Raw genomic sequence first — 23,138 nt, forward strand, 5'->3', positions numbered from 1 at the left:
CCAGCATGAGCCGCTCGTTCTCTTCCAGCAGCCAACGCAGCCCCGCCACGCGCCGCACGAGCGACAGCGCCGCCGCCCGCCCGCTGCCTGACACCCAACGCAGCTTCTTCGAGACCGCCTTCGGACAGGACTTTTCGCAAGTACGCGTGCACACCGACAGCGCCGCCCAGACCCTGGCCGGTGCCATGGGCGCGAAAGCGGTCACCGATGGCGAAGACATCGCTTTCGCGCCCGGCCGCTATGCGCCCGAATCGAGCGCCGGCCGCACGCTGCTCGCCCATGAACTGGCCCACGTGACGCAGCAGCGCCAGGGCGGTGGCGCCCCCGCGGCCGCCGAGCATCACGCACGCAACGCGGCGCAGACGGTCGCCGGTGGCGGCCAGGTCGACGCCGCTTCGCTCGGCGGTGCCGACCCCGGCCTGCACTGCGACCCGGACGACCAACCGGCTGACACGCCCTGGAAGCCCGGTGAACCCCTGCCGCAATTCAAGCTGAGCACGCCCGGCCTACTGGACTGGTCCAAGCTGCGCGAGCCGTTCACGGCCCGTGGGCTGCAGATGTCGCTGCGCGACGCGGACTCGATCGAGCAGGAAAGCAAGCGCATCGTGCAGCAGCTGCAGTTCTTCGGCATCGGGCCTAGCTTCAAGCTGAACTATGGACTGGGCACGCTGACGTACGACGACGTGCTGAACATGAGCCTGGGCGTGCAGCTGGACAACCAGCTCGGCCGCGAGCATCCCAACAGCTTCGACCGATTCAACGCCGACTGGAAGCTCGCCCACCCCGACGCCGTCCAGACCCCGATCATCCCCTTGTTCTCCCGGAAGTTCTGAGGGCCCGAGCACCATGAGCGCCTTCCCCGGCTCCCCCCGACTGCTGCGCGGCGGCCTCGTGCTCGTCGACCCGACGACCGGCGCAGTGCAGCGCATCATCGCGCTGCAATACAACCCCGACTCGATGAGCCGCAGCCTGCAAATCAAGGGCGTCAGCGGCGAGAGTGGCGACCACCTGGAAGCGCTGCGGCTGAAGGGCCCGCCGGTCGAGACGATCAAGGTCGAGGTCGAGATCGACGCGACCGACGCCATGGAGGCCAACGACGGCACCACCAACGACGCCGGGCTGCATCCGCAACTGGCGGCGCTGGAGACCATCGTCCACCCAAGCAGCGCAGCGCTGCTGTCGGCCAACGCGCAGGCCTCTGCCGGTTCGCTCGAAATCGCGCCTGGCCTGGCGCCGCTGCCGCTGTTCGTCTTCGGCCCGAAGCGCATCGTGCCGGTGCGCATCACCGAGATGTCGATCACCGAGGAAGCGTTCGATGCGCACCTGAACCCGATGCGCGCCAAGGTCAGCCTGGGGCTGCGGGTGCTGACCGTCGACGACCTCGGCTTCGATGCCAAGGGCGGCAACCTCTTCATGACCTACCTGCAGGGCAAGGAGCAGCTGGCCACCCGCGCCGCCAGCGGCAGCTTCGCCAGCCTGGGCATCAACGGCATCCCCTGAGCTGCATTCGCTGAAAGACATCGCGATGGCCAACTTCAATTTCCCGCCGACCAGCCGCTACTACGAGACGCCGGTCAAGACGCTAGAGACCAGCGATGGCTCGAACCTGGTCTACCTGTCCCGGCGATTCGTGCCGCCGGGCAGCCGCTTCGCGCAGCTGTCGACGCATGTCGTCGTCGCCGGTGAACGGATGGACCACATCGCCGGCGCCGAACTGGGCGACCCGCAGGCCTTCTGGCGCATCTGTGACGCCAACGACGCGATGCGGCCCGACGACCTGACCGCCGAGATCGGCCGGCGGCTGCGCATCACGCTGCCCGAAGGCTTTCCGGCCACGCCGCTGGCTTGAGACCGCCCCGAGACCCCACCATGCTGGACGGCATCCACCTCACCTTGATGATCGGCCCGGTGCTGCCGGTGCCGGCGCCCAAGGTCGTGATCGACGCCGTGCAATCGGTGCAGGTGACCAGCGGCAAGGACAAGACCGGCTTCCAGATCACCTTCGCCGTCAGCAAGAAGTCACCTCTGCTGACCACGATGCTGCCGGCCGGCTACTTCGACCCGATGTCGACCCGCGTGGTGATCGCCGTGACGCTGGGCGGCTTTCCGCACGTGCTGATGGACGGCATCGTGACGCGGCAGGAGCTGGTGCCCAGCAGCGAGCCCGGCCAGGCCACACTGACCGTCACCGGCGAAGACCTGAGCGTGCTGATGGACGTGGTCGAGATGCCGTTCATGCGCTACCCGGCCACGCCGTCGATCGGCCGCGTCTACCTGATCCTGGCCAAGTACGCGGCCTTCGGCATCGTGCCGCTCGCGATTCCGCCGTTCATCGACGACACGCCGATTCCGACCGGCGAAGTCCCGACCCACAAAGGCACCGACCTCGCCTACCTGAAGCAGCTGGCCAACCGCTGCGGCTACGTCTTCTACATCGAGCCCGGGCCATTGCCGGGCCAGAGCATCGCCTACTGGGGGCCGGACATCCGCATTCCCGTGCCACAGCGCGCGCTCAGCTCGAACATGGATGCGCACACCAACGTCGAATCGCTGAACTTCAGCCTCGACGGGCTGGCCAAGAAGGTCGTCGTCGTGACCATCTTCGACCCGGTGAAGAACCGCGTGCCCATCGTCGTGCCGATTCCGAACTTCAACCTGTTCAAGCCGCCGCTGGGCGCGCGGCCGACGCTGCCGTCCAAGGTCGAGTTCCCCGACTACATGACCAAGGAGCAGATGCCCAATGCGGTCAACCGCGTGCTCGGCATCCTTGCCCGCTCGTCGGACGCGGTCAGCGTCTCGGGCTCGCTGGACGTCACGCGCTACGGCAGCGTGCTGCGCAACCGCATGCTGGTCGGTGTTCGGGGCGGCGGCCTGGCCTACGACGGCATGTACTACGTCAACAGCGTCACCCACACGCTCAAGCGCGGCGAATACAAGCAGAGCTTCCAGCTCAGCCGCGATGGTCTGATCTCCATTACCCCGAGAGTCGTCGTATGAGTGAAACCTCGAGCGAACGCAAGTTCTGGGGCAAGTACCGCGGCACCGTGGCGATCAACCTCGACCCGGAATTCCGCGGCCGCATCTCCTGCTTCGTGCCCGACGTGCTGGGCCCGGTGCCGTCGACCTGGTGCGAGGCCTGTGCCCCGCTGGGTGGTCCGCCGGGGCCGCCGATGGGGGTCTACATGGTGCCGCCGATCGGGGCCGGCGTGTGGGTCGAGTTCGAGAACGGCGACCCCGACCATCCGATCTGGACGGGCTGCCGCGTCGCCACCGGCGACGTGCCGCCGCTCGCGCTGGCCGGCAACCCGGCCGACCCGAACATCTGCATCCAGTCGCTGCTGCAGCACATGGTGATGATCAGCGACATGCCGCCGTCGCCGGTCACCGGCGGAATCATCCTGAAGAGCACGACCGGCGCGATGATCGTCGTCAACGATTCGGGCATCTATATCTCCAACGGCAAGGGCGCGATGATGACGATGATCGGCCCGACCATCGACTTCAACGTCGGTGCGCTGACGATCACTTGAGGAGCCAACAGATGCCCGGCTTCCTCCTCCACACCGGCGCGGTGATGCAATGCCCCCACGGCATCCCGGCGCAGATCCCGCCGGCACAGCCGCGCGTGCTGGTCGGTGGCCTGCCGGTCGCCACGATGGTCACCAAGATCACTGTGCTCGGCTGCCCGTTCATGTTGCCGGGCCCGAAGGCCCAGCCTTGCGTGACGGTCAAGTGGCTGATGCCCACCACGCGCGTGCTGGTGGCGGGAGCTCCGGCCCTCGTTCAGCCCACCCCCGGGCCCGGGCCCGGGCTGTGCCTGAGCCCCCTGCCCGAGCAGCTTCCCAACGGACCGCCGATGGTGACGGCCATGCAGCCACGCGTGTTCGCGACCTGAGGAACGACCATGGACATCGACTTCCCGCTGCACTTCGACGCCCGGGGCCGCACCGCGAGCGCCGGCCTGGACGAGCACGTGCGCGACATGATCGAGCAACTGATCTTCACCAACCATGGCGAGCGGGTCAACCGGCCCGATTTCGGCAGCGGTGCGATGCAGCTGGTGTTCGCGCCGAACAGCCCCGAGCTGGCCGCCACCGTGCAGTTCACCCTGCAGGCCGCCTTGCAGATGTGGCTGGGCGACGTGATCGACGTGGCCGACCTGACGGTGACCGCCGACGACGCCCGCCTGACGATCGACCTGGCCTATGTCATCAAGGCCAGCGGCCAGTCGCAGGCCGCCAACTTCACCCGCAGCCTCTGAAACAAGCAGGAGCCCCATGGACACCACCTGCCTGACCGACCTGCGCCGCCAGGATGTGCGCCGCACCACCGGCCGCAATGGCCTGGACTATGTCGAGACCGGCGACGACCCGGTGACCTTGGTGGCCTACTTCCTCGGCAAGCTGCCACCCGAATTGAGCTTTGATGCGCCGGACCTGCCGCGCCACCTGGCGATCGACGGTGGCGACGTGATCACCGGCCTGAAGATCCTCGATGTCGACCCGCACGTGGACCCCGACCCCGAGCGCGACGACTTCCTCCTGATCCGGCTCGACCGCGAAGGCGACCGCTCCCGCTACACGCTGCGCCTGATCGACGTCGACGGCATCGACCCGCACTACGCGTCGGCCGACTTCAGCTTTCGCATCGACTGCGCGAGCGACCTCGATTGCAAGCCGGCCTGCGGCTGCGCCCCGCAGGCGCTGGACGAACCCCGCCCCAACTACCTGGCCAAGGACTACGCCAGCCTGCGCCAGCTGATCCTCGACCGAATGGCGCTGCTGGTGCCGGCCTGGCGCGAACGCCATGTGCCCGACCTCGGCATCACGCTGGTCGAGTTGCTGGCCTATGTCGGCGACTACCTGAGCTACTACCAGGACGCCGTGGGCACCGAGGCCTACCTCGGCACCGCACGCCAACGCATCTCGGTGCGGCGGCACGCGCGGCTGGTCGACTACCGGTTGCACGAAGGCTGCAACGCGCGCGCGTGGGTGCAGGTGGGCGTGGACGTGGACACGCCGCCGTTGGCGTATGAGCAGCTCGCCTTCGTCACGCCCTGGCGCGACGACCTTGCCGATCTGCCGCGGCTGCTGCAGCCCGAGCAGTTGGCACACGCCGCACCGTCGAGCTATGAATGGTTCGAACCCTGCGTGGTCGACGCGGCGCAGACCGTGGTCTTTCGCGCGGCCCACACGCGCATCAGCTTCTACAGCTGGGGCCGGCGCTCGTGCTGCCTGAACACCGGTGCCACCAGTGCCACCTTGCGCGACGACTGGCTGTCCGACGGCGGGCGGGCGCTGAACCTGCACCCAGGCGACGTGCTGGTCTTCGCGGAAGTCATCGGTGCCCGCACCGGCCTTCCGGCCGATGCCGACCCGACCCGCCGCTGGGCTGTCCGCCTGACCGAGGTGACGCCCGACGAAGACCCGCTGTACCCGGTCCCGTTCGGCGACGGCGAAATCCAGCAGACCCGTCCCACGCCGGTGGTGCGGATCGCCTGGGGCCGCCACGATGCGTTGCCCTTCACGATGTGCCTGTCCACGATCGGCGCGGCCCCCGACTGCACCTATTTCGAAGACGTGACAGTGGCGCTTGGCAACATCGTGTTGGTCGACCATGGCCGCCGCCTTCCACCACAGGCTTTGGGGCCAGTGCTTGGCGACATCGGCGCGGCCTGCTGCGATTGCGAAGGCGAGCCCTCCGAGGTGACCACGCATGCGCGCCCCTTCCGGCCACGGTTGGCCGGCGCACCGCTCGCGCACGCAGAAGTGGCCCCGCCGCCGACCCAACCTGCAGCCAGCGCATTGGCGCAAGACCCGCGCACTGCGTCGCCCCGGCTGTGGCTCACGGAAGACGGCAGCGAGGCCGTCTGGACCGCCCGGCCCGACCTGCTGGGCAGCGGCCCCGATGACCGCCACCTCGTCGCCGAGATCGACAACGACGGCGTTGCCCACTTGCGCTTCGGCGACGGTGAACTCGGCCGCCAGCCCCGCGCCGGGCAGGTGCTGCAAGCGCACTACCGCATCGGCGGCGGCAGCAGGGGCAATGTCGGCGCCGGGTCGATCTCCTTCATCGTCATCCATGGCTTGACGCTCGACGGCGTCACCTTCACGCCCTGGAACCCGCTGCCCGCCCAAGGCGGCACCGACCCCGAGCCGATCGAGCAGGCGCGCGAATTCGCACCACTGGCGTTTCGCAGAACCTTGCGCCGCGCGATCACGGCCGACGACTACGCCGCGATCGCCGCGTTGAACCCCGGCCTGCAAGGTGCGCACGCAGCGCTGGTGTGGACCGGCAGCTGGTACGAAGCCGATGTGGCGCTGGACCCGTGGCAACGCAACGCCGCCGATCCGGCGCTCTTCGCGGCCGTCGAAGCCGCACTCTTCCGCGTCCGCCGCATGGGCCACGACCTGCGCGTGCAGTGCGCCGTCTACGTGCCGGTCGCGCTGGGCCTGCACGTCTGCGCCCTGCCCGGCCACGAGCGCGGCCACGTCAAGGCGGCCTTGCTGAAACGGTTGGTCGGCACGCCGGGCGGCTTCTTCGACCGCGATCAGCTGGGCTTCGGCCAGAGCATCCACCTGTCGCGCATCGTCGCTGCGGTGATGGCAGTGCCCGGCGTGATGTGCGTGCAGGTGCAGACCTTCCAGCGGCACGGCCGCCCGGCCAACCAAGAGATCGAGAACGGCGTGCTGCCGCTGGCCCCGCACGAGATCGCCGAACTCGCGAACGACCCGAACCACCCCGAACGCGGCGTGATTGCGATCAGCGTCGAAGGAGGCCTGTGATGAGCCCATGCTCCACCTGCGGCTCGTTCGCCCTGCCCTGCGGCTGCTGCGAAGGCACGGACGTTTCCACGCCGGCCGTCATCCACAACCGACCCGGCCTGCCGGGCCTGGCCTACCGCGTCGGCACGCATGCGAGCTTCTTCGAATCGATGACGGCGCGGTTGGCCACGACCGTGCTCGAAGACGGCCAGCGTCCGCTCGACGCGCTGACCACCCGCGATCGCAGCGACTTCGGTGTCGCGCTGCTCGACGGCTGGGCCACCGTGGCCGACCTGCTGTCGTTCTACCAGGAGCGCATCGCCAACGAGGGCTACCTGCGCACCGCCACCGAACGCCGCTCGGTGCTCGAACTGGCGCGCCTGGTCGGCTACACGCTGCGGCCCGGCGTGGCCTCCAGCGTCTACCTCGCCTACACGCTGGACGACAACCAGATCGAGCCCACCGTGATCGCCGCCGGCGCCCGGGCGCAGAGCCTGCCCGGGCCGGGCGAGTCGCCGCAGTCGTTCGAGACCAGCGAAGACCTCGACGCACGCCGCGAGTGGAACAACCTGCAGGTGCGCATGACGCGGCCGCAGGCCATCACGCTGGAAACCGCGCTGCTGATCGAACGTGTCGTCGTCTCGGATTCGGTCAATGGCCTGCGCGCCGGCGATCCGCTGATGCTGCTGTTCGCCGAAGACGGCAGCCTGGCGGCCCTGCGCAACGTTCGTTCGACCGAGGGGCCGACGGCCGACGGCAAGTCGACGATCCACCTCGACCCGGTGCCCGGCGACGTGGCGCTGACGATCGGCCTGCTGGTCGCGACAGTGGCCGCGATGCAGCCCTTCCTGCCGACCGCCGACGAGCCCACCGCCCGGGTGATTCGCGGCGCCGGCGAGGTGTTGAGCCATGCGTTGCTCGATTCGGCAGCGACCCAACCGCGTGGCTGGGCCAGCGACATCCAGCGCTACGACTGGGAGAGCGACATCGACGACGACGTCCAGGCGCTGATCGACGACCTGCGCAGCGACGTGGAAGATCTGTTGGAAGTGCCTGCGCCGCCACCGCCGCCACCGCCGCCCACCAGCCCGGACAAGTTCGTGCACGACCTGCTCAGGCCCCGCGTGCTGCAGGCCCGCAATAGCCTGCAACTTCGGCGCGACCTGGGCCACGCGTTCACCCGCGGTGCCGATACCGCCCCGCAGCTGCTGCTGAAGTTCGCGCCGCCGCTGCGCGACACCTACTACCGCGCCTGGGCCGGCGCCAACGAGAACATCGCCAGGGCCACGCTGGTCGGCGTGTTCGTGCTGCGCACCAGCGCGTCGCTGTTCGGCGCCAGCGTGCCGAAGCTGGTCACCGTGACCGGCGGCAACGTGCCACCACAAAACGAGTGGACCGAATGGCCGCTGGACGCCAGCGAGACCAAGGATGGTCTCTACCTGGACCAGCTGCACACCGAAGTCACTGCCGCCAGCTATGCGCTGGTGCGGCGCATGGATTCGACCGAGCCGGTTTCGCGCGTCTTTCGCATCAAGCAGGCCACGACCACCCCGCGCACGGCCTATGGCATCAGCGGCAAGTCGACACATCTGCAACTCGACGGCGAATGGTGGGAAGCCCGCAAGCCCGACGACAGCTGGAACGACATGCCCGTTCTGCGCGCCACCCAGGTCTGGGCCCAGAGCGTGCCGCTGACGCTGGTCGAAGAGCCGATCACGGCCGATGTCGGCAGCCAGCCCGATGACACCGACAACCTCAGCATCGAACTGGCCGCACTGCACAAGGAGCTCGAATCGGGCCGCTGGGTGATCCTGCACGGCGAACGCGCCGACATCGAAGGCGTCAAGGGCGTCAAGGCGGCCGAGCTGATGATGGTCGCCAGCCTGGTCCACGGCTACGACCCGAACCTGGCCGGCGACAAGGCGCACACGACGCTGAAGCTCGCGACCAGGAGCGCCTTTCGCTACAAGCGCGACACGGTGGTCGTCTACGGCAACGTCGTGCGGGCCACCCATGGCGAAACGCGCAACGAGCTGCTGGGCAACGGCGATGCGACCGAGGCGCTGCAGCGCTTCACGCTCAAGCAGCCGCCGTTGACCTTCGTCTCGGCGCCGACGGCCGCCGGCGCGGAAAGCACGCTGGCGGTCTACGTGGACGACGTGCTCTGGCACGAATCGGCGTCGCTCGCCTGGCTGGGCCCGAAGGACCGCGGCTACGTCACCCGCACCGACGACGACGGCGTGACCCACATCACCTTCGGCGACGGCGAACACGGCGCACGGCTGCCCACCGGCGTGCAGAACGTGCGTGCCGTCTACCGCAACGGCATCGGCGCGGCGGGCAACGTGAAGGCCGAACAGATCAGCCTGCTGGCCACGCGACCGCTGGGCGTGAAGGCCGTCATCAACCCGCTGCGCTCGTCCGGCGGCGCCGACCGTGAAGACCGCGACCTCGCGCGCTCGAACGCGCCGTTGGCCGTGATGGCGCTGGACCGGCTGGTGTCGGTGTCCGACCATGCCGACTTCACGCGCACCTTCGCCGGGATCGCGAAGGCGGTCGCCACCCGTGCGAGCGACGGCGAGCGTGAGTACGTGCTGCTGACCATTGCCGGCGTCGACGACGCGCCGATCGACAAGACCAGCGACCTGTACCGCAACCTGTTGGCCGCACTGCGCAGGCTGGGCGACGCCGACCTGCCGCTGCGTGTCGAGCCGCGCGAGCTGCTGGCACTGGTGCTGCAGGCCAACGTGGCGCTCCTGCCCGACCACAGCTGGGAACCAGTGGCCGCGGCGGTGCGCAGCACGCTGTTGCAGCACTTCGGTTTCGGCCAGCGCGCGCTGGGGCAGCATGCGCGGCTGGCCGAGGTCGTCAGCGTGATCCAGGGCGTGCGCGGTGTCGCGTATGTCGACGTCGATGCGTTCGGTGCGATCCCCGAAAGGCGCACCGACGCAGACGGCACGCGCCAGCTGCTGACGCAAGCCCAGATCACCGGCGCCGTGGCTGCCCTGCTGCACGGCAATCAGTACAAGACCCATCGTCGCATCGGGCTGTCGAGCAAGCTGCCGCCCGACGTGATCGCCTTCCCGGGCGGCCATGACCGCGGCGTGCTGCGCCCCGCCGAGCTGGCGATCTTCACCCCCGCCGTGGCGGACACCCTCATCCTGAACCCACTGCCGTCATGAACACCACCGCCATCGACACGGTGCGCCTCGACCGCCTGTACGCGCTGTTGCCCACCGTCCATCGCATGCGCGATGCCGACCGCGGCTATCCGCTGAAGGCGCTGCTGCGCGTGATCGCCGAGCAGGTCAACATCGTCGAAGACGACATCACCCAGCTCTACGACAACTGGTTCATCGAGACCGCGCAGGACTGGGCCGTGCCGTACATCGGCGACCTGGTCGGCCACGTGCCGCTGGCCGAGGCGGGGGTGCCGGCCGGCGCACCGGCCTGCGAGAACCCGCGCGTGCTGGTGCCGCGCCGCGAAGTGGCCAACACCATCCGCAACCGGCGCGCCAAGGGCACGCTCGCGCTGCTGGAGCAACTGGCCACCGACGTGGCCGGCTGGCCGGCGCGCGCGGTCGAGTTCTTCAAGCTGCTCTCGCGCCACCAGAACATCAACCACCTCTACCCCGAACGGCACCGCCTGGCCGACCTGCGCGAGATGGACGCGCTCGACCGGCTCGGTGGGCCCTTCGAATCGATCGCGCACAGCGTGGACCTGCGACGCATCGATTCGCACAGCACGTCCCGGGCCCAGGGCCTGTTCAACATCCCGAACGTCGGCGTCTACGTCTGGCGGCTGCTGAGCCTGCCGGTCAGCGACACGCCGGCCTGCTGCATCGAAGAGATGGGGCCGCATTGCTTCACCTTCAGCGTGCTCGGGCAGGACGCGCCGCTGTTCGTCGCCCCCCAGCCCGAGACCGACCCGAGCCACATCGCCGAGGAGCTGAACCTGCCCGCGGCCATCCGGCGCCACGCGTTCGACACCGACCCGGGCGCGTTCTACGGCGAGGGCCTGAGCCTCGCGATCCGTGCCGACGGCTGGGCCGGCGCGCCGGGCGACGCGATCGTGCCGCTGGCGCAGATCGTGCCGGCCGACTTGAGCGGCTGGACCTATGCGCCGCGCGCCAACCAGGTGGCAGTCGATCCGGTGCTGGGCCGCATCGCCTTTCCGCCCAACCAGCTCCCGCGCAAAGGCGTGCGGGTCAGCTACCGCTACGGCCTGCCGGCGCGGCTCGGCGGCGGCGAGTACGAACGGCCGATGCTGGCGCCCGCCGGCGAGCACACGCTCTACCGCGTCGGCGAAGGCGACGGCTTCGACTACCACCGCATCGGCGATGCACTGGCCCAATGGCAGAAAGATCAGCCCGGCGACGCCGTGATCGAACTCGGCAGCAGCGCGGTCTTCGTCGAGCCGCTGGCGGTCACGCTGGCCGACGGCCAGTCGCTGCAGCTGCGTGCGGCACAGCGCACGCGGCCGGTGCTGCGGCTGATCGATTGGCAGACCGACCTGCCCGATGCGCTGACGATCTCGCTCGGCAAGAGCAGCCGCATCAGCCTCGACGGGCTGCTTGTCACCGGCCGGCCGCTGCGCGTGCAAGGCCGTGCCGATTCCGACGCCACCGCCGACCCGTGCGGCGCCCGCGTCGTGATCCGCCACTGCACGCTCGTGCCCGGCTGGGCCATCGACTGTGATTGCCAACCTCGCCGGCCCGCCGAGCCGAGCCTGGAGATCAACAACCTGCGCGCGGCGGTCACCATCGAGCACAGCATCGTCGGCACGATTCGCGTCAGCCAGGACCAGGTCGGGCTCGACCCGATGCCGCTGAACATCCACGACAGCATCGTCGACGCGACGGCACGCGACCGTCAGGCCATCGGCGCCCCCGGCGACGGCATCGCCCACGTGACGCTGACGATGAGCGACTCGACGGTGTTCGGCATCGTCGACGTGCACGCGATGGCGCTGGCCGAGAACTGCATCTTCACCGGCTGCGTCAACGTCGCGCGGCGCCAGATCGGCTGCATGCGCTTCTGCTATGTGCCCTGCCATTGCCGCACGCCACGCCGCTACCGTTGCCAGCCCGACGAGGCGATTGCCGAAGTGCGGCGCCGCATCACCGACGCCGACAAGCTCTACGCCGAGATCCTGAGCGAGCAGTTGCGCCTGCGGCCGCAGTTCACCGCCGAGCACTACGGCGCGCCGGGCTATGCGCAGCTCGGCGTGCACTGCGCGGTCGAGATCGTGCGCGGCGCCGACGACGACGCCGAGATGGGCGCGTACCACGACCTGTTCCAGCCCCAGCGCGCGGCCAACCTGCGTGCGCGCCTGGCCGAATTCACGCCGGCCGGCATGCATGTCGGCCTGCTGTATGCGAATTGACGACGACACCTCCAGGGAGCTCCCATGAAAGGCGACTTCACCCGCTTCGGCTTCGACAGCAGCAAGCACTACAGCCGCGTCCTGCACCAGCAGGGCCGGGTGGCGCTGGATGCCGACAGCAACGAGGCCTCGGCCATCCTGCTGCACCACCTGCGCATGCTGACGCGCGATCTCTTCGGCGCCGGCGGCGGCCCACCGGACAGCGGCTTCACCCTGAGCCTGGACAAGTCCAGCCAGCCCGCCACGCTGTCGCTCGGCCCGGGGCACTACTACGTGGGCGGCATCCTGTGCGAGAACGAGCAGTGGACGGACTACGCCGACCAGCCGGACCACATACCCGCGCCACCGGTCAACAACGAGGGTGGCGACGCGCTGCTCGCGTGGCTGGCGCAGCCCACGACGAACGAGGCCTTCTGGGTCTACCTCGACGTGTGGGAGCGCCACGTCTCGTGGATCGAAGACGACTCGATCCGCGAGCCCGCGCTGGGCGGGCCGGACACCTGCTCGCGCGCCAAGGTCGTCTGGCAGGTCAAGGCCTTGCCGTGGGACGAAGAGAACTGGGGCGACCTGCGCGACAACCAGGATCCCTGCAACACGCCGTTGGCTTCACTGACGGGCCTGGGCACCGGCCGCATGACCGCGCGGCTCGACCCCGGCACACCGTTCGCCGACCCGTGCATCGTGTCGCCGGAGGCGGCCTACCGCGGCGCCCAGAACCATCTCTACCGGGTGGAAGTGCATCGCGCCGGCACCGCCGGCGCGGCGGGTGGCGCAACCTTCAAATGGTCGCGCGAGAACGGCAGCGTTGCCGCCCGCTGGCTGGGCGTGGGCAGCAGCGGCGATGCGCCGACGCTCAGCGTCGCCAGCACCCGGGGCTTCGCGGCCGGCGACTGGGTCGAGCTGTCGCACGATGGGCTCGACCTGGCCAACCAGCCGGGCCAACTGGTGCGCCTGTCGGTGGTCGACGGCGACCAGTTGGTGGTCGATGCGGCCAGCGTGCCGGGCGGCACGCTGATGGCCTGGTCCGAAGCCTTGTCCCACCCCAAGCTGCGCCGTTGGGACCAGCGCGGCAGCGACATCGTGGCCTTGGACGAAGGCGCCGTGCCGATCGTCGAGTCGAGCGGCCCGCCGCTGACCTGGCTGGACCTCGAAGATGGCATCCAGGTCGCCTTCGAGGCCGGCGGCGAGTACCGCAGCGGTGAATACTGGCTGATCCCCGCCCGCGTCGCGACGCAAGGCATCCTCTGGCCCGCCGAGGGCACCCCCGAGGCGATGCAGCGGCCACAAGGCATCGTCCACTACCACGCACCGCTGGGCGTGCTGCTGTTCGACGATGCCGACGGGCTGCAGATCCTCAGCCATTGCCGCCGTTGCCTGAGCCTGGAGCAGGTGGAATGTGCGCTCGCCTCGCCACCGGTCGCATCGCCCCCACCGCCACGGGACGCGCTCGTGCCAGGGCGGCGCCCCACACGCGCGCCGGGCCCACCGGCCGAAGCGGCCAAGCACACGAGACGCCGCAAGGCGGGCGGCTGAGGCGCCGGCAAGCCCGCACCGGCCAGATTCGTTTGCTTGCAATGCCACACCGACGTGGCGGCATGCGCTGCTTACGATGCAGCGCATGCCATCGACCACCCTCGCCCTGACCTTGTCCGCCACGCTGCTGGCCGGCACCACCGCAGCGGCGCAGGCCGCGGCGACCGGCTGCGTGCCCCAGCATCCGCTCGAACCTGCCGCGACCTTCCCGGCCCTGCCTGGCCGCCTGGTCTTCCATTCCTACGTGGCCTATGGCGACGGCAGTTCGCGGTTGTTCCTCTACGACTTCGCCGCCAAGACCCTGGCCCGGATCGACAGCGCCGCCTGGAACATCGTCGACCCGATGAATGCGCGCTTCTCGCCCGACGGCCAACGACTGGTCTTCATGGGCCGCCAGGATGGCAACTGGCATGTGTTCAGCTGGACACTCGGCTCGCCGCAAGCCCCGGCCAACCTGACCGCGACGATCGGGGGGCGCAACGAAGACCCGAAGTACAGCTTCGACGGCGCGGCCATCGTCATCAAGCACGAAGGCGACATCCGCATCGGCACGCTGGCCGCCGACGGCCGCAGCGTCAGCGCGTGGGACGTGGTCACCCACGACGGCTGGACGACCGAAGAGTCGATGCCGTACCTGACGCCCTCGGGCAAGTACCTGTTCTACATCGTCGGCACCGGCGATGCGATGCGCGTCTGGCGCATGGACATGCACACCCGCAAGGCCACCCAGTTCTCGACCCCACCCGCCGGTGCCCACGAGTACTACCCCATCGTGCGCGACTACTCGACCTACTTCTACACCCGCACGCTGGCCGGCACCCGCAACGACCAGATCCTGCGCCACCCGATCGGCCAAGCCGGCGGCAAGCCCGAGGTGCCGGCGCTGAACGACTGCGACCGCGACAACTCCGACCCGGCGCCGGTCGACGAAGACCTGCTGGCGTTCTCGAGCGATGCCTACGACGCGACCTACTCGCTGGTCATCGGCGACCTGCGCAACGGCAAGGTCTGGCGCATCGCCCCGGGCCTGATCAGCGGCAACGACGGGCGCAACAAGCTGGGCGCCGATTACACGGCGCGGCGGTAGGCCGGCCTCAGGCTTCAGGCCATCAGCCGTTGCTGCAGCTTGCGGCCGTTGCCGGTCAGCTTCATCGCCGCCAAGGCCTGCCGGGCTGCGGCTGGCAAGGCGCGTGCGCCGCTGATCTTCAGCTCCAGCAGCAGGTCGAGCAGCAGTGCGGTGTCGCGCGGCGGATCTTCGGGCCGGGCCTGCAACGCCGCGCACAGCAGGTGGAACACCATCGACGAAATCGCCGCGTCGGCGCGGATCGCCGCGAGCAGGCTCTTGTGCAGCCTGGCCGCCTTGAGCAAGGGCGTGGCCAGCAGGGCCCGCAAGGCATCGGCCAGGTCACCCGACTCGCCAAGCCGCCCGTCGGCGTGGGCCTGCACCAGCGCATCCACCGAGATCGCGCCCTGGCCCGGCTCTTTGCCGGCCAGGCCGAGCACCAGCAGCAGGCACGCGATCGGTGTCATCGGCGCCACCGGGTCGAGCAGCATGTCGAGGTAGGCGCGGTTCTGCCACTGCGCTTCCCACCAGTCCAGGTTGTTGCCGACCACGCGCGCGCCTTCGGCGAAGTACGCGCCCGGGTCTGAAGGCAGCAGCGTCGCCGAGTAGCGGATAGCGCCTTCGTCAAATCCCGCAAAGGTCCACGGGCGGCCCCAGCTGCCCGTGGCGCCGGCGCTGGGGTGGCGCAGCACGGCCAGCCGTTCCGGCGGCACATCGCCCCGCTCGACCAGCACATCGACAAACAGCTTGTGATGGGTGTAGGTCTTGCCTTCCACCTCGTGCGAGTCGCTCTCGGTGCGCCACACCCAGCGCGCGGCAAGCGCACCGTCGGGCCCCAGGCCGGCGTGGCGAGCATCGAGCGCCCGATCGTCTTCGCGCGGATGGCGGATGCGTGCGGCGGCCGCGAACAGCTCGGCATCGTCGCCGTGCGCCACGTCGTCGTGCAGGGCGTAGCGCAAGGCCTGCGTCAACGCCCCATCCGGCAAGCGCTGCGCCGCGGCGCACAGCTGGCGCGAACCGTCCGGGCACAAGCGCAACAAGCCGAGCACCTGTTCGGCCCGTGACGACAGCAGACCCGCAGCCCGATGCGCCGCCACCCGCTGGATGAAGATCTCGGCGGCGATGAAGCCGCCGCGGTGCGTGGGCGCCGACAACGGCGGCAGGTGCCGGCCCTGCGCCGCGACGGCGATGAGATCGTCGATGCGAACGCTGAGCAGTTGCTCGGCCAGGCTGGCGCTGGCGGCATGGTCGACCACGGCTCGCCCGGTCGGCCCGGTGCCGTCCAGCACGAAAAGCAGCAGCCGAGCCAGCCCACGCGGAAGCGGCCGCTGCATCTTCGCCGCACGCTTGCGCACCGGGGCGAACAAGGGCTTGTCGGCCTCCGCAATGGGCGAAACCTCGACCAGCCGTGCCGCGGCGCGCTCGAAGGCGTCGACGTCGTTGGCATGCTCGAACACGTGGGCGATGCATTCGACCAGCTCCTGCAAATCCCCCGGCGCAGGCAGGCGGCGACCATCGTCCAACGGATGAGCGGGCCGCGTCACCCGCGACGAAGACTGCGAAGCGTCGGGCTCGATCGCAGCCTCGTCGTCACCGATCAGCTGGGTCAACCGGGAACGGTTCGTTGCCGCGAGGCCGGGCATGAAGTCCGGCAGGCGTGCCCGCAGCGCATCGTCGACACCCCAGGTCTCCAGCCGACGCAGCACCTGCGCCTGCACCGGCGCCGCGTTGTGCAGCAGCCCCATCGCGGCCACGTCGGAGGCCCGTGTCGACAGGGCCGGCTCGCGCTGCACCAGCCGATCGAGCAGTTTCATCGCTGCCTCCAGTTGCCCCTTCACCGAGGAGGCCATCACCGGCCGCAGCGCCGCGAGCAAGGCAGCACCTTCGATCGGGTGCGCGGCGTCCAGCTGGCGCAATGCGTCGAGTGACAGCGCCACCGTCGGCGGAATGCGGCTCGCGCACAACCCCAGGTAGCGCGACAGGTGGGGCTGCATCGCGGTGGGTTCCGGTGCCAGCTCGGCATGAAAGCGTGAGAACCAACCCGCCCGGAATTGCGGCCAATCCTTCTCCAGGGCACCCAGGGTCAAGTCCAGCAGCTCGGCGCGGGTGGTGAGCCCATCGTCGACCAGCGACAGCAACAGCCGGCCCCAGGCCAGCTCGGGCACATGGTTGTACTTGTCGCTCGATGCGAGGCTGACGTCGGCCGTGCCCTCGACGCTGAAGACGCGCAGCAAGGCGGGCCGCAGGCCCGCATCGGCATCGAACAATGCCTTCAGCCGTTCGGCGCTGCGGGTGATGTACGGCAATGCCATCAAGCCCAGCGTGTAGCCATCGCTGTCCGGCCGCGGTGCCAGGCCGGCCGAGATCAGTCGCTGCGCCGTGCGGATCCAATGGGGCGAATGCGCCAGCATCGCCTGCACCAGCCCATCGAGCGATCGGGGGTGCCATTCCCGGCCCAGCGCGACCAGCAGGTCGTCGTCCACCATCGCTTCGACCACATCCTCGGCCGTTCCGCACAAGACGATGGCGGCAGACAGGCTTTGCCGCTGCGCAGGTGTCGGCTTCTCGCCCCACTCGCCTGGCTGGGCGCCCCAGTGCGCGGCCTGCACCAGCTTCAGCATCCGCTTCAGCCCCGCGCGGTGGCTGGCACGTTGATCGGCCGTCTGGTCGCGCAGCAGGGTCAGCGTCGCATCGGCATCACCCGAGTGGATCGCAACTTCAAGTGGGGTGTTCGGTTCAAACATCGTGTGTCAAATGCAGTGGTCAGTGCTGTCCAGTCGTTCGGCTCGCCTCGGCGGCAAGCACGTGTTTGCACGGGCCACGCTGGCCGCGGTGCGCGGCGAACCACGGGCAGGTGCAATGCAGCTCACCGGCCGTCTCGCGCACCCGGTGCGACAGTTCGCCACTGCGTACCGTCGCCTCGAACGGCTCGGCCTTCAGCACGGTCACGGCGTTGGCATCGAGCAAGGCCTTGGCGTCCGCCAGCCGCGGGTGCATGTCGTCCACCGCCGACAAGTCCAGCGGCAGCACGCGGTGAAAGTAGTGCCCGTCGGTCACGTCGAAACCGGCCAGGCCGCAGGCGCCGAGTACGTGCAACGCGTCCGTCACCTCCGCCACGCCCAGGCCGAGTTCGTTCGCCAGCTGCCGTGCATCGAGCCGCGGCTGCCAATGCAGCGCAGAGCGAACCCGGGCCAGCATCGGCGCCCCCCGCGTGGCCGCCTGCAGCAGGGCCCGCAAGGCCTGGCCCTCGCCGGAAAACCCGCGCCACACCTCAGCGCTCAACGCCAGGGTGAGCCGGGCCGTCCCGCAGTCCACCACCCAGGCACTGGCCTGCTGCGTGTCGTCGGCATACACGCTCAGCGTCTGCGCCTTTGGCAACAAGGCTTCGAGCACGCGCAAGCGGCGGGCGTCGGTCAGCCGCACGCCGCGGTCGACGGGCCGTGTCGTCGTGAAGAGTCCGGCCGGCCCCGCCGCCACCCACAGCGGCGTGCGGCTGGTCGACGCCTTCGGCAGCGTGCGAAGAAAGCGCAGCGCCTCGACACCGGTGCACTCCAAGCGCCGCCGCATGGCCGACTGGCAGGACTGCACCTCGACCATGCCGCGGATCCAGCGCGTCGGCAGTTCAACCTTGCGCTCGATGACCTCGGTCGCACCGCTGCGCAGGCCCACCGCCTCGGGCCCGACCGACAACTGCAGGCCGTTTTCGTCGCGGACGCCGGCGAGCGCGGCCCGCATCGGCGCATTGAAGTCGACGTTCGTCGTGCCCGTGCCGATGACCTGTCCGTCGTAGGCCGTCGGCAGCAAATCCACCCGCACGTAGGTGCTGCAACAGGCCGAGAAGCCCTCGAAGCGAAGCAGCCCGCCGCCGGCCGTGACCACGGGATCGGCCAGCGCAAGAATGCGCGACACGGTGTTGGCCGGCGTGAAGAAGCGCGAGCCGACGACGAGGTGCACCGCCGACAACAGTTCGCCCACCAGCCGCGGCGCCAGCATCTGCCCTTCGAAAAAATGGGCGCCGGCACCGGCTTCGGAAATGGAGGTCGCCAGCGTCAGGCGGGGCCGCGCGCCGGCGACCACGAACGACGGGTGGGCGTAGCGGTACACATGGTGAACCGGCGCAGCGCTCATCGCGACATCCTCCGCACGCCCCGCGTGCCCAGACAGAACTCGAACGACGGGCCGCCGCGGCCCGCGCGGCCCATGGTCCACCCACACGACGCCCGGCGAGGTAGGCTTGACCCATGAGTATCGAACGAACCCACGACGTCGCGATCATCGGCCTGGGCGCCATGGGCAGCGCGGCGGCCTTCGAGCTGGCCCGGCGCGGGCTCGACGTGGTCGGCTTCGACCGCTTCACGCCACCCCACACCATGGGCTCTTCGCATGGCGACTCGCGGATCATCCGCGAGGCCTACTTCGAGCATCCGCTGTACGTGCCCATGGTGCAGCGGGCCTTCGAGCTGTGGCGCGAGCTGGAACGGCGCACGGGCAGCTCGCTGCTGTCGCCCACCGGCGGCCTGATGATCGGCGCGCCCGACAGCGTGCTGGTCGAAGGCGCTCGCCGCAGCGCGCAGCAACACGGCCTGGCGCACGAACTGCTGTCGGCGGCAGAAATCCGCGCTCGCTTTCCGGTCCTCCAGCCCGAGGCAGACATGGTGGGCGTATGGGAGCCGCGCGCCGGCGTGCTGGCGCCCGAAGCCTGCGTGGCGGCGCAGCTCGATCAGGCCCGGCGCTGCGGCGCCACCCTGCACTTCGACGAGCCTGTCGACCGCTGGCAGCCCGATGGCGGCGACGTGAGTGTCTTCACGGCGCTGCGCCACTGCCGGGCCCGGCAACTGATCATCAGCGCCGGCGCGTGGGCTGCTTCGCTGTTGCCTGGCCTGCGGCTGCCGTTTCGGGTCGAGCGGCAGGTGTTGCACTGGCTGGCGCCAACGGCCGATGCCGCGGCGTTCGGCCCCACCCGCTGCCCCGTTCACCTGTGGCAGATCGACGGCACCCGTTTCTTCTACGGCCTGCCCGACATGGGCGCCGGCGTGAAGCTGGCCTTCCACCACGGCGGGGAAACAAGCACGGTCGACGCTGTGCGGCGCGAGGTCACCTCGCGGGACGTCGACGAGCTGCGCGCCGCAGTACGCCGGTTCGTGCCGGCCGCCGACGGGCATCGGCTCGCATCGTCGGTGTGCCTGTACACCAACACGGCGGACGAGCACTTCTGGATCGACCGCTGCCCGGACCAGCCCCAGGTGCTGGTCGCCAGCCCGTGCTCGGGACACGGCTTCAAGTTCGCGCCGGTGATCGGCGAGATCGTCGCCGATCTGGTGCAGGGCAAGCCGGCACACTTCGATCTCGGTTTGTTTCGATGGCGCTAGACAGTCAGAGAGCCGCCCCGTACAACGCCTTCAATCGCCGGTGCCGATGGAGAAAGACCCATCGGTAGACGGGCAGCAGCAGCATCGTGACGGCCGGAATCCGGCCTTCGACGGACACCTTGTCTTCGACGATGCAGCCCGCCGCCGTGGCGGTGGTGGTTCGCTCATGCTGCCATTGCCGGTTGCACCACGAATACGAGCGCTCGAGGAAACCGCGCTCGTCGGCGTAGATCGACTCGAGCCGCAGTGAATGCAGATCGACGGGCAACACGCCGAACAGCAGCACGACGCTGCGAAACAGCACGGCCCCCGTCGACCACTGGGCGAGCGGGCACCGACGCCATCGATCGGGACACGTCATGCGCACCAGCGGTGACAACTCGGCATTCACCGCGGACATCGACATCCGCGCCCAGAACGCCGCGGGCGTGACGCGCAGTTCGGTGCGAACAGCGAACGAAGGCATGGGCGTCGCTGCCGTCAGCCCCGTGCAGCCATCGCCTTCTCGATCTTCCGATCGGTCTTGTATTGGCTCAGCGCATAGACCGACCAGATCGCCGCCGGCAGCCAGCCGATGATCGTCAGCTGCAGCAACAGGCAAATGATGCCGGCGAACGGGCGGCCGATGGTGAAGAACTGGAGCCAGGGCAGGAGCATGGCCAGAAGAAGACGCATGGCAGTGAGATCTGTGGGTTGAAAGGACGCCGAGCCGCGCGGACGCGCGACTCCCAGGACTTGCAAGGTTAGCGCAATTCTCCGGTCGAGTGCCCGAGGGCCGGACGCCGCCAACCCCTGGCAGCTCAGGGTCTGCCCAATTCGCGCCCGAACGGGGATACCAACTGTCAAGATGGTGGCGATTGCGCCGTCTAATCGATCGATCACCGACCGTGCCGCCACGCACAATGGCGACATCGCAAGCACGCAACCGGCCGCAGACTGGGCGGAACCAGGGAACCCGTGACCCTGTGCAGAGCGATGCGTCGTTGTGCAACTGCACATCGCTCGGAAGTAAGCCCGCCACCATGCGAATGGTCGCGGGCTTTTCTTATGCCGGCCGCGCCGCGGCTGACATCAGCCTCCCAGGCGGACGGGCGGCGCAGCGACCAACCAGTACCGAGCCGCCCAGACGATCGGCAGGCCACACAGCAGCAGGTGGCTACCGACGTCGGCCATCGCCCAGGGCCACCAGAACGGCGGCGCCGAGGCGCGCGACAGCGGCACCACCACGCCGTGCATCACCGCATACAGCACCGCGCCGTAGGCCAGGCCCACCAGCGGCCAGGGCCAGCGCAGCAGGGCCGGCACGCGCTGCGCAGTCAGCACGAAGGCCGTCGCCATGCCGATCGCGATGACGACGTGCAGCACCACGCCCAACAGCGCCGTGGGCAGCCCGCCGGCCATCGCCGCCTCACGGCCCAGCAGCCCGGCCGAGACGCTCTGGAAGACCCGCTCCGGGGATGCACCGCGGGTGACGCCCCAGAAAATGCAGGCCAACAGGCCGTCGTTCAACGCGGCCATGCCGCCGCCGGCCAGGATGGCCATCAGTGCAGGTTGGTTCATCGTCTCCTCGCGGTTTCGTTCACAACTCGCTCGCGGCGCGGCCCAGCTGGCGCGCCGCCACTTCGATCTCGCTCGGCGACAGCGCCGCAAAGCCGAACAACAGCCCCGGCTGGGCCGGCGGCCGGATGTAGTGCTGCGCCAGCGTGTAGACGCCGACGCCGCGCAGCCGCGCCGCCTCGATCAGCTCGTCTTGCCGGGCGGCCGCTCGGCCTTTGAGCCGGCCCACCACATGCATGCCGGCATGGCTGTCGTGCAGCTCCAGCCAGTCGGCGCCATGCTGCTGCATGGCCGAGAACAAGGCGTTGCGGCGCGCCCGCAGCGCGCGCACGACGCGGCGCAGATGGCGCTCGAATGCACCGGTCTCCATGAAGTGGGCCAGCGCCGCCTGCTCGATGGCCGGACATCCCAGGTCCATCAGGCGCTTGGCGGTGACGAAGTCCTCACGCAGGGCCGTCGGCAGCACCATGTAGGCGAGCCGGATCGACGGCGCCAGCACCTTCGAGAAACTGCCGACGAAGATGACCCTCCCCTGGCGGTCCATCGCCCGCAGCGCGGCCACCTGGCGGCTGTCGTAGCGCAGTTCGGCGTCGTAGTCGTCCTCGACGACCCAGGTGTCGTGACGCGCGGCATAACGCAGCAGTTCCAGCCTCCGCCGCTGCGACATCACCGCGCCGAGCGGAAACTGGTGCGACGGCGTGACGAACACCAGCCCCGGCCGCCGCTGCGGCAGCTCGTCGACGATCAGGCCGGATTTGTCAACCGGCACGCCGACCAGCCGCGCGCCATGGGCCAGGAAGGTGTGGCGGGCCGAAAAGTAGCCGGGGTCTTCGACCACCGCGGTATCGCCTTCGTCGAGAAGCACCCGTGCGGACAGCGCCAACGCCTGCTGGGTGCCGGCAACGATCAGCACATTGTCCGGCGTGGCGTCCACCGCGCGGCGGGCGCGCAGGTACTTGCACACGGCCTCGCGCAGCGCGGGCGCGCCGGCCATCGCCGGGTAGCCCATCGGCGTGTAGAGCGCCGCTCGCGCCAACGCGTTTCGCCACTGCTCGGGCAGCAGGACATCGGCAAACGGCTCGCCGTATTGCAGGCTGTAGCGCACGCCCTGGTGGCGTTGCCAAGCCGGGAACTCGCGCCGCAGCTCGCGCGCACGGCGGGCGTACGCCGAGGGCGCCGGCGCGGCGCCGTTCGAAGACGCCGGTGTCGAACCCGGCGCACTGTCGTGACCGTTCGCGTGGACGAAGCTGCCCGCCCCGACGCGGCCCTCGACCAGCCCTTGTGCACCCAGGTGCTCGTAAGCAGCGCGGACGGTGTTGCGCGCCAGGCCCAGCGTCTGCGCCAGTTCGCGCGTGGGCGGCAGCCGCGTGCCGCTGGCCAGCCGGCCCTGCTGCACGGCACTGCGGATCGCGCGGCTGAGCTGCAGGTACTGGGGCCCGTCGCCGTCGAGATCAAGGTGCATGGCG

19 protein-coding genes are annotated in these 23,138 nt (G+C 69.6%); 13 read left to right on the forward strand and 6 right to left on the reverse strand.

What is annotated here, in order from left to right:
• Positions 1-5: 5 nt before the first annotated feature.
• From VFY73_RS28745 to VFY73_RS28800, 12 genes are all read left to right on the forward strand, one after another.
• A complete protein-coding gene (locus VFY73_RS28745) occupies positions 6-833 on the forward strand; it encodes a DUF4157 domain-containing protein (protein WP_329725020.1) in 828 nt (275 codons plus the stop codon).
• Positions 834-846: 13 nt separating this feature from the next.
• A complete protein-coding gene (locus VFY73_RS28750) occupies positions 847-1,500 on the forward strand; it encodes a hypothetical protein (protein WP_329725021.1) in 654 nt (217 codons plus the stop codon).
• Between the two features lie 25 nt (positions 1,501-1,525).
• Positions 1,526-1,849 (forward strand): LysM domain-containing protein, encoded by a 324-nt coding sequence (locus VFY73_RS28755; protein ID WP_329725022.1) that lies wholly within the window; start codon positions 1,526-1,528, stop codon positions 1,847-1,849.
• Positions 1,850-1,869: 20 nt separating this feature from the next.
• A complete protein-coding gene (locus VFY73_RS28760; protein ID WP_329725023.1) occupies positions 1,870-2,997 on the forward strand; it encodes a hypothetical protein in 1,128 nt (375 codons plus the stop codon).
• Entirely contained in the window at positions 2,994-3,530 is a 537-nt protein-coding gene (locus tag VFY73_RS28765) for a phage baseplate assembly protein V (protein ID WP_329725024.1), read from the forward strand. Before VFY73_RS28760 ends, VFY73_RS28765 begins: the two co-directional genes overlap by 4 nt.
• Before the next feature lie 11 nt (positions 3,531-3,541).
• A complete protein-coding gene (locus VFY73_RS28770) occupies positions 3,542-3,895 on the forward strand; it encodes a hypothetical protein (RefSeq protein WP_329725025.1) in 354 nt (117 codons plus the stop codon).
• A 9-nt stretch (positions 3,896-3,904) separates the two neighbouring features.
• Complete coding sequence (locus VFY73_RS28775) at positions 3,905-4,261, forward strand: GPW/gp25 family protein (protein ID WP_329725026.1); 357 nt, start codon at positions 3,905-3,907, stop codon at positions 4,259-4,261.
• Positions 4,262-4,277: 16 nt separating this feature from the next.
• Positions 4,278-6,785: a putative baseplate assembly protein gene (locus VFY73_RS28780; RefSeq protein WP_329725027.1), complete on the forward strand. Its 2,508-nt coding sequence runs from the start codon at positions 4,278-4,280 to the stop codon at positions 6,783-6,785.
• The gene (locus tag VFY73_RS28785) at positions 6,785-9,946 is read left to right on the forward strand and encodes a putative baseplate assembly protein (RefSeq protein WP_329725028.1); all 3,162 of its coding nucleotides are present in this window, start codon (positions 6,785-6,787) and stop codon (positions 9,944-9,946) included. The genes VFY73_RS28780 and VFY73_RS28785 overlap by 1 nt, the downstream gene beginning before the upstream one ends.
• Positions 9,943-12,150, forward strand: a complete 2,208-nt coding sequence (locus VFY73_RS28790; protein WP_329725029.1) for a hypothetical protein — start codon at positions 9,943-9,945, stop codon at positions 12,148-12,150. Before VFY73_RS28785 ends, VFY73_RS28790 begins: the two co-directional genes overlap by 4 nt.
• A 24-nt stretch (positions 12,151-12,174) precedes the next feature.
• On the forward strand, positions 12,175-13,683 hold the full coding sequence (locus VFY73_RS28795; protein ID WP_329725030.1) for a DUF6519 domain-containing protein: 1,509 nt from the start codon (positions 12,175-12,177) through the stop codon (positions 13,681-13,683).
• An 85-nt stretch (positions 13,684-13,768) separates the two neighbouring features.
• Positions 13,769-14,770: a hypothetical protein gene (locus VFY73_RS28800; RefSeq protein ID WP_329725031.1), complete on the forward strand. Its 1,002-nt coding sequence runs from the start codon at positions 13,769-13,771 to the stop codon at positions 14,768-14,770.
• A 14-nt stretch (positions 14,771-14,784) separates the two neighbouring features.
• Here VFY73_RS28800 and VFY73_RS28805 read toward each other — a convergent pair whose 3' ends face one another.
• Together VFY73_RS28805 and VFY73_RS28810 are read right to left on the reverse strand one after the other, a co-directional pair.
• A complete protein-coding gene (locus VFY73_RS28805; protein ID WP_329725032.1) occupies positions 14,785-17,490 on the reverse strand; it encodes a DUF6493 family protein in 2,706 nt (901 codons plus the stop codon).
• 19 nt (positions 17,491-17,509) lie between these two features.
• A complete protein-coding gene (locus tag VFY73_RS28810) occupies positions 17,510-18,874 on the reverse strand; it encodes an SWIM zinc finger family protein (RefSeq protein ID WP_329725033.1) in 1,365 nt (454 codons plus the stop codon).
• Positions 18,875-18,987: 113 nt separating this feature from the next.
• Here VFY73_RS28810 and solA point away from each other — a divergent pair, with 113 nt between their 5' ends.
• The gene (solA, locus tag VFY73_RS28815) at positions 18,988-20,115 is read left to right on the forward strand and encodes an N-methyl-L-tryptophan oxidase (RefSeq protein ID WP_329725034.1); all 1,128 of its coding nucleotides are present in this window, start codon (positions 18,988-18,990) and stop codon (positions 20,113-20,115) included.
• 4 nt (positions 20,116-20,119) lie between these two features.
• Here solA and VFY73_RS28820 read toward each other — a convergent pair whose 3' ends face one another.
• From VFY73_RS28820 to VFY73_RS28835, 4 genes are all read right to left on the reverse strand, one after another.
• Positions 20,120-20,581: a hypothetical protein gene (locus VFY73_RS28820; protein ID WP_329725035.1), complete on the reverse strand. Its 462-nt coding sequence runs from the start codon at positions 20,579-20,581 to the stop codon at positions 20,120-20,122.
• A gap of 14 nt (positions 20,582-20,595) precedes the next feature.
• The gene (locus VFY73_RS28825; protein WP_329725036.1) at positions 20,596-20,790 is read right to left on the reverse strand and encodes a YqaE/Pmp3 family membrane protein; all 195 of its coding nucleotides are present in this window, start codon (positions 20,788-20,790) and stop codon (positions 20,596-20,598) included.
• A gap of 396 nt (positions 20,791-21,186) precedes the next feature.
• The gene (locus tag VFY73_RS28830) at positions 21,187-21,675 is read right to left on the reverse strand and encodes a hypothetical protein (protein WP_329725037.1); all 489 of its coding nucleotides are present in this window, start codon (positions 21,673-21,675) and stop codon (positions 21,187-21,189) included.
• Positions 21,676-21,694: 19 nt separating this feature from the next.
• A complete protein-coding gene (locus VFY73_RS28835) occupies positions 21,695-23,134 on the reverse strand; it encodes a PLP-dependent aminotransferase family protein (protein WP_329725038.1) in 1,440 nt (479 codons plus the stop codon).
• Between the last annotated feature and the right edge of the window lie 4 nt (positions 23,135-23,138).

Source organism: Ideonella sp. (genome assembly GCF_036277275.1).
Lineage (GTDB): Bacteria > Pseudomonadota > Gammaproteobacteria > Burkholderiales > Burkholderiaceae_C > Ideonella.

Bases quoted from the DNA above. Each gene is read 5' to 3' on its own strand.
- VFY73_RS28750 (WP_329725021.1), top strand. From the start codon at position 847: ATGAGCGCCTTCCCCGGCTCCCCCCGACTGCTGCGCGGCGGCCTCGTG.
- VFY73_RS28810 (WP_329725033.1), bottom strand. From the start codon at position 18,874: ATGAGCGCTGCGCCGGTTCACCATGTGTACCGCTACGCCCACCCGTCG.
- VFY73_RS28820 (WP_329725035.1), bottom strand. From the start codon at position 20,581: ATGCCTTCGTTCGCTGTTCGCACCGAACTGCGCGTCACGCCCGCGGCG.
- VFY73_RS28755 (WP_329725022.1), top strand. From the start codon at position 1,526: ATGGCCAACTTCAATTTCCCGCCGACCAGCCGCTACTACGAGACGCCG.
- VFY73_RS28795 (WP_329725030.1), top strand. From the start codon at position 12,175: ATGAAAGGCGACTTCACCCGCTTCGGCTTCGACAGCAGCAAGCACTAC.
- VFY73_RS28780 (WP_329725027.1), top strand. From the start codon at position 4,278: ATGGACACCACCTGCCTGACCGACCTGCGCCGCCAGGATGTGCGCCGC.
- VFY73_RS28830 (WP_329725037.1), bottom strand. From the start codon at position 21,675: ATGAACCAACCTGCACTGATGGCCATCCTGGCCGGCGGCGGCATGGCC.
- VFY73_RS28825 (WP_329725036.1), bottom strand. From the start codon at position 20,790: ATGCGTCTTCTTCTGGCCATGCTCCTGCCCTGGCTCCAGTTCTTCACC.
- VFY73_RS28760 (WP_329725023.1), top strand. From the start codon at position 1,870: ATGCTGGACGGCATCCACCTCACCTTGATGATCGGCCCGGTGCTGCCG.
- VFY73_RS28770 (WP_329725025.1), top strand. From the start codon at position 3,542: ATGCCCGGCTTCCTCCTCCACACCGGCGCGGTGATGCAATGCCCCCAC.
- VFY73_RS28835 (WP_329725038.1), bottom strand. From the start codon at position 23,134: ATGCACCTTGATCTCGACGGCGACGGGCCCCAGTACCTGCAGCTCAGC.
- VFY73_RS28785 (WP_329725028.1), top strand. From the start codon at position 6,785: ATGAGCCCATGCTCCACCTGCGGCTCGTTCGCCCTGCCCTGCGGCTGC.
- VFY73_RS28765 (WP_329725024.1), top strand. From the start codon at position 2,994: ATGAGTGAAACCTCGAGCGAACGCAAGTTCTGGGGCAAGTACCGCGGC.
- VFY73_RS28805 (WP_329725032.1), bottom strand. From the start codon at position 17,490: ATGTTTGAACCGAACACCCCACTTGAAGTTGCGATCCACTCGGGTGAT.
- VFY73_RS28745 (WP_329725020.1), top strand. From the start codon at position 6: ATGAGCCGCTCGTTCTCTTCCAGCAGCCAACGCAGCCCCGCCACGCGC.
- VFY73_RS28800 (WP_329725031.1), top strand. From the start codon at position 13,769: ATGCCATCGACCACCCTCGCCCTGACCTTGTCCGCCACGCTGCTGGCC.
- VFY73_RS28790 (WP_329725029.1), top strand. From the start codon at position 9,943: ATGAACACCACCGCCATCGACACGGTGCGCCTCGACCGCCTGTACGCG.
- solA (WP_329725034.1), top strand. From the start codon at position 18,988: ATGAGTATCGAACGAACCCACGACGTCGCGATCATCGGCCTGGGCGCC.
- VFY73_RS28775 (WP_329725026.1), top strand. From the start codon at position 3,905: ATGGACATCGACTTCCCGCTGCACTTCGACGCCCGGGGCCGCACCGCG.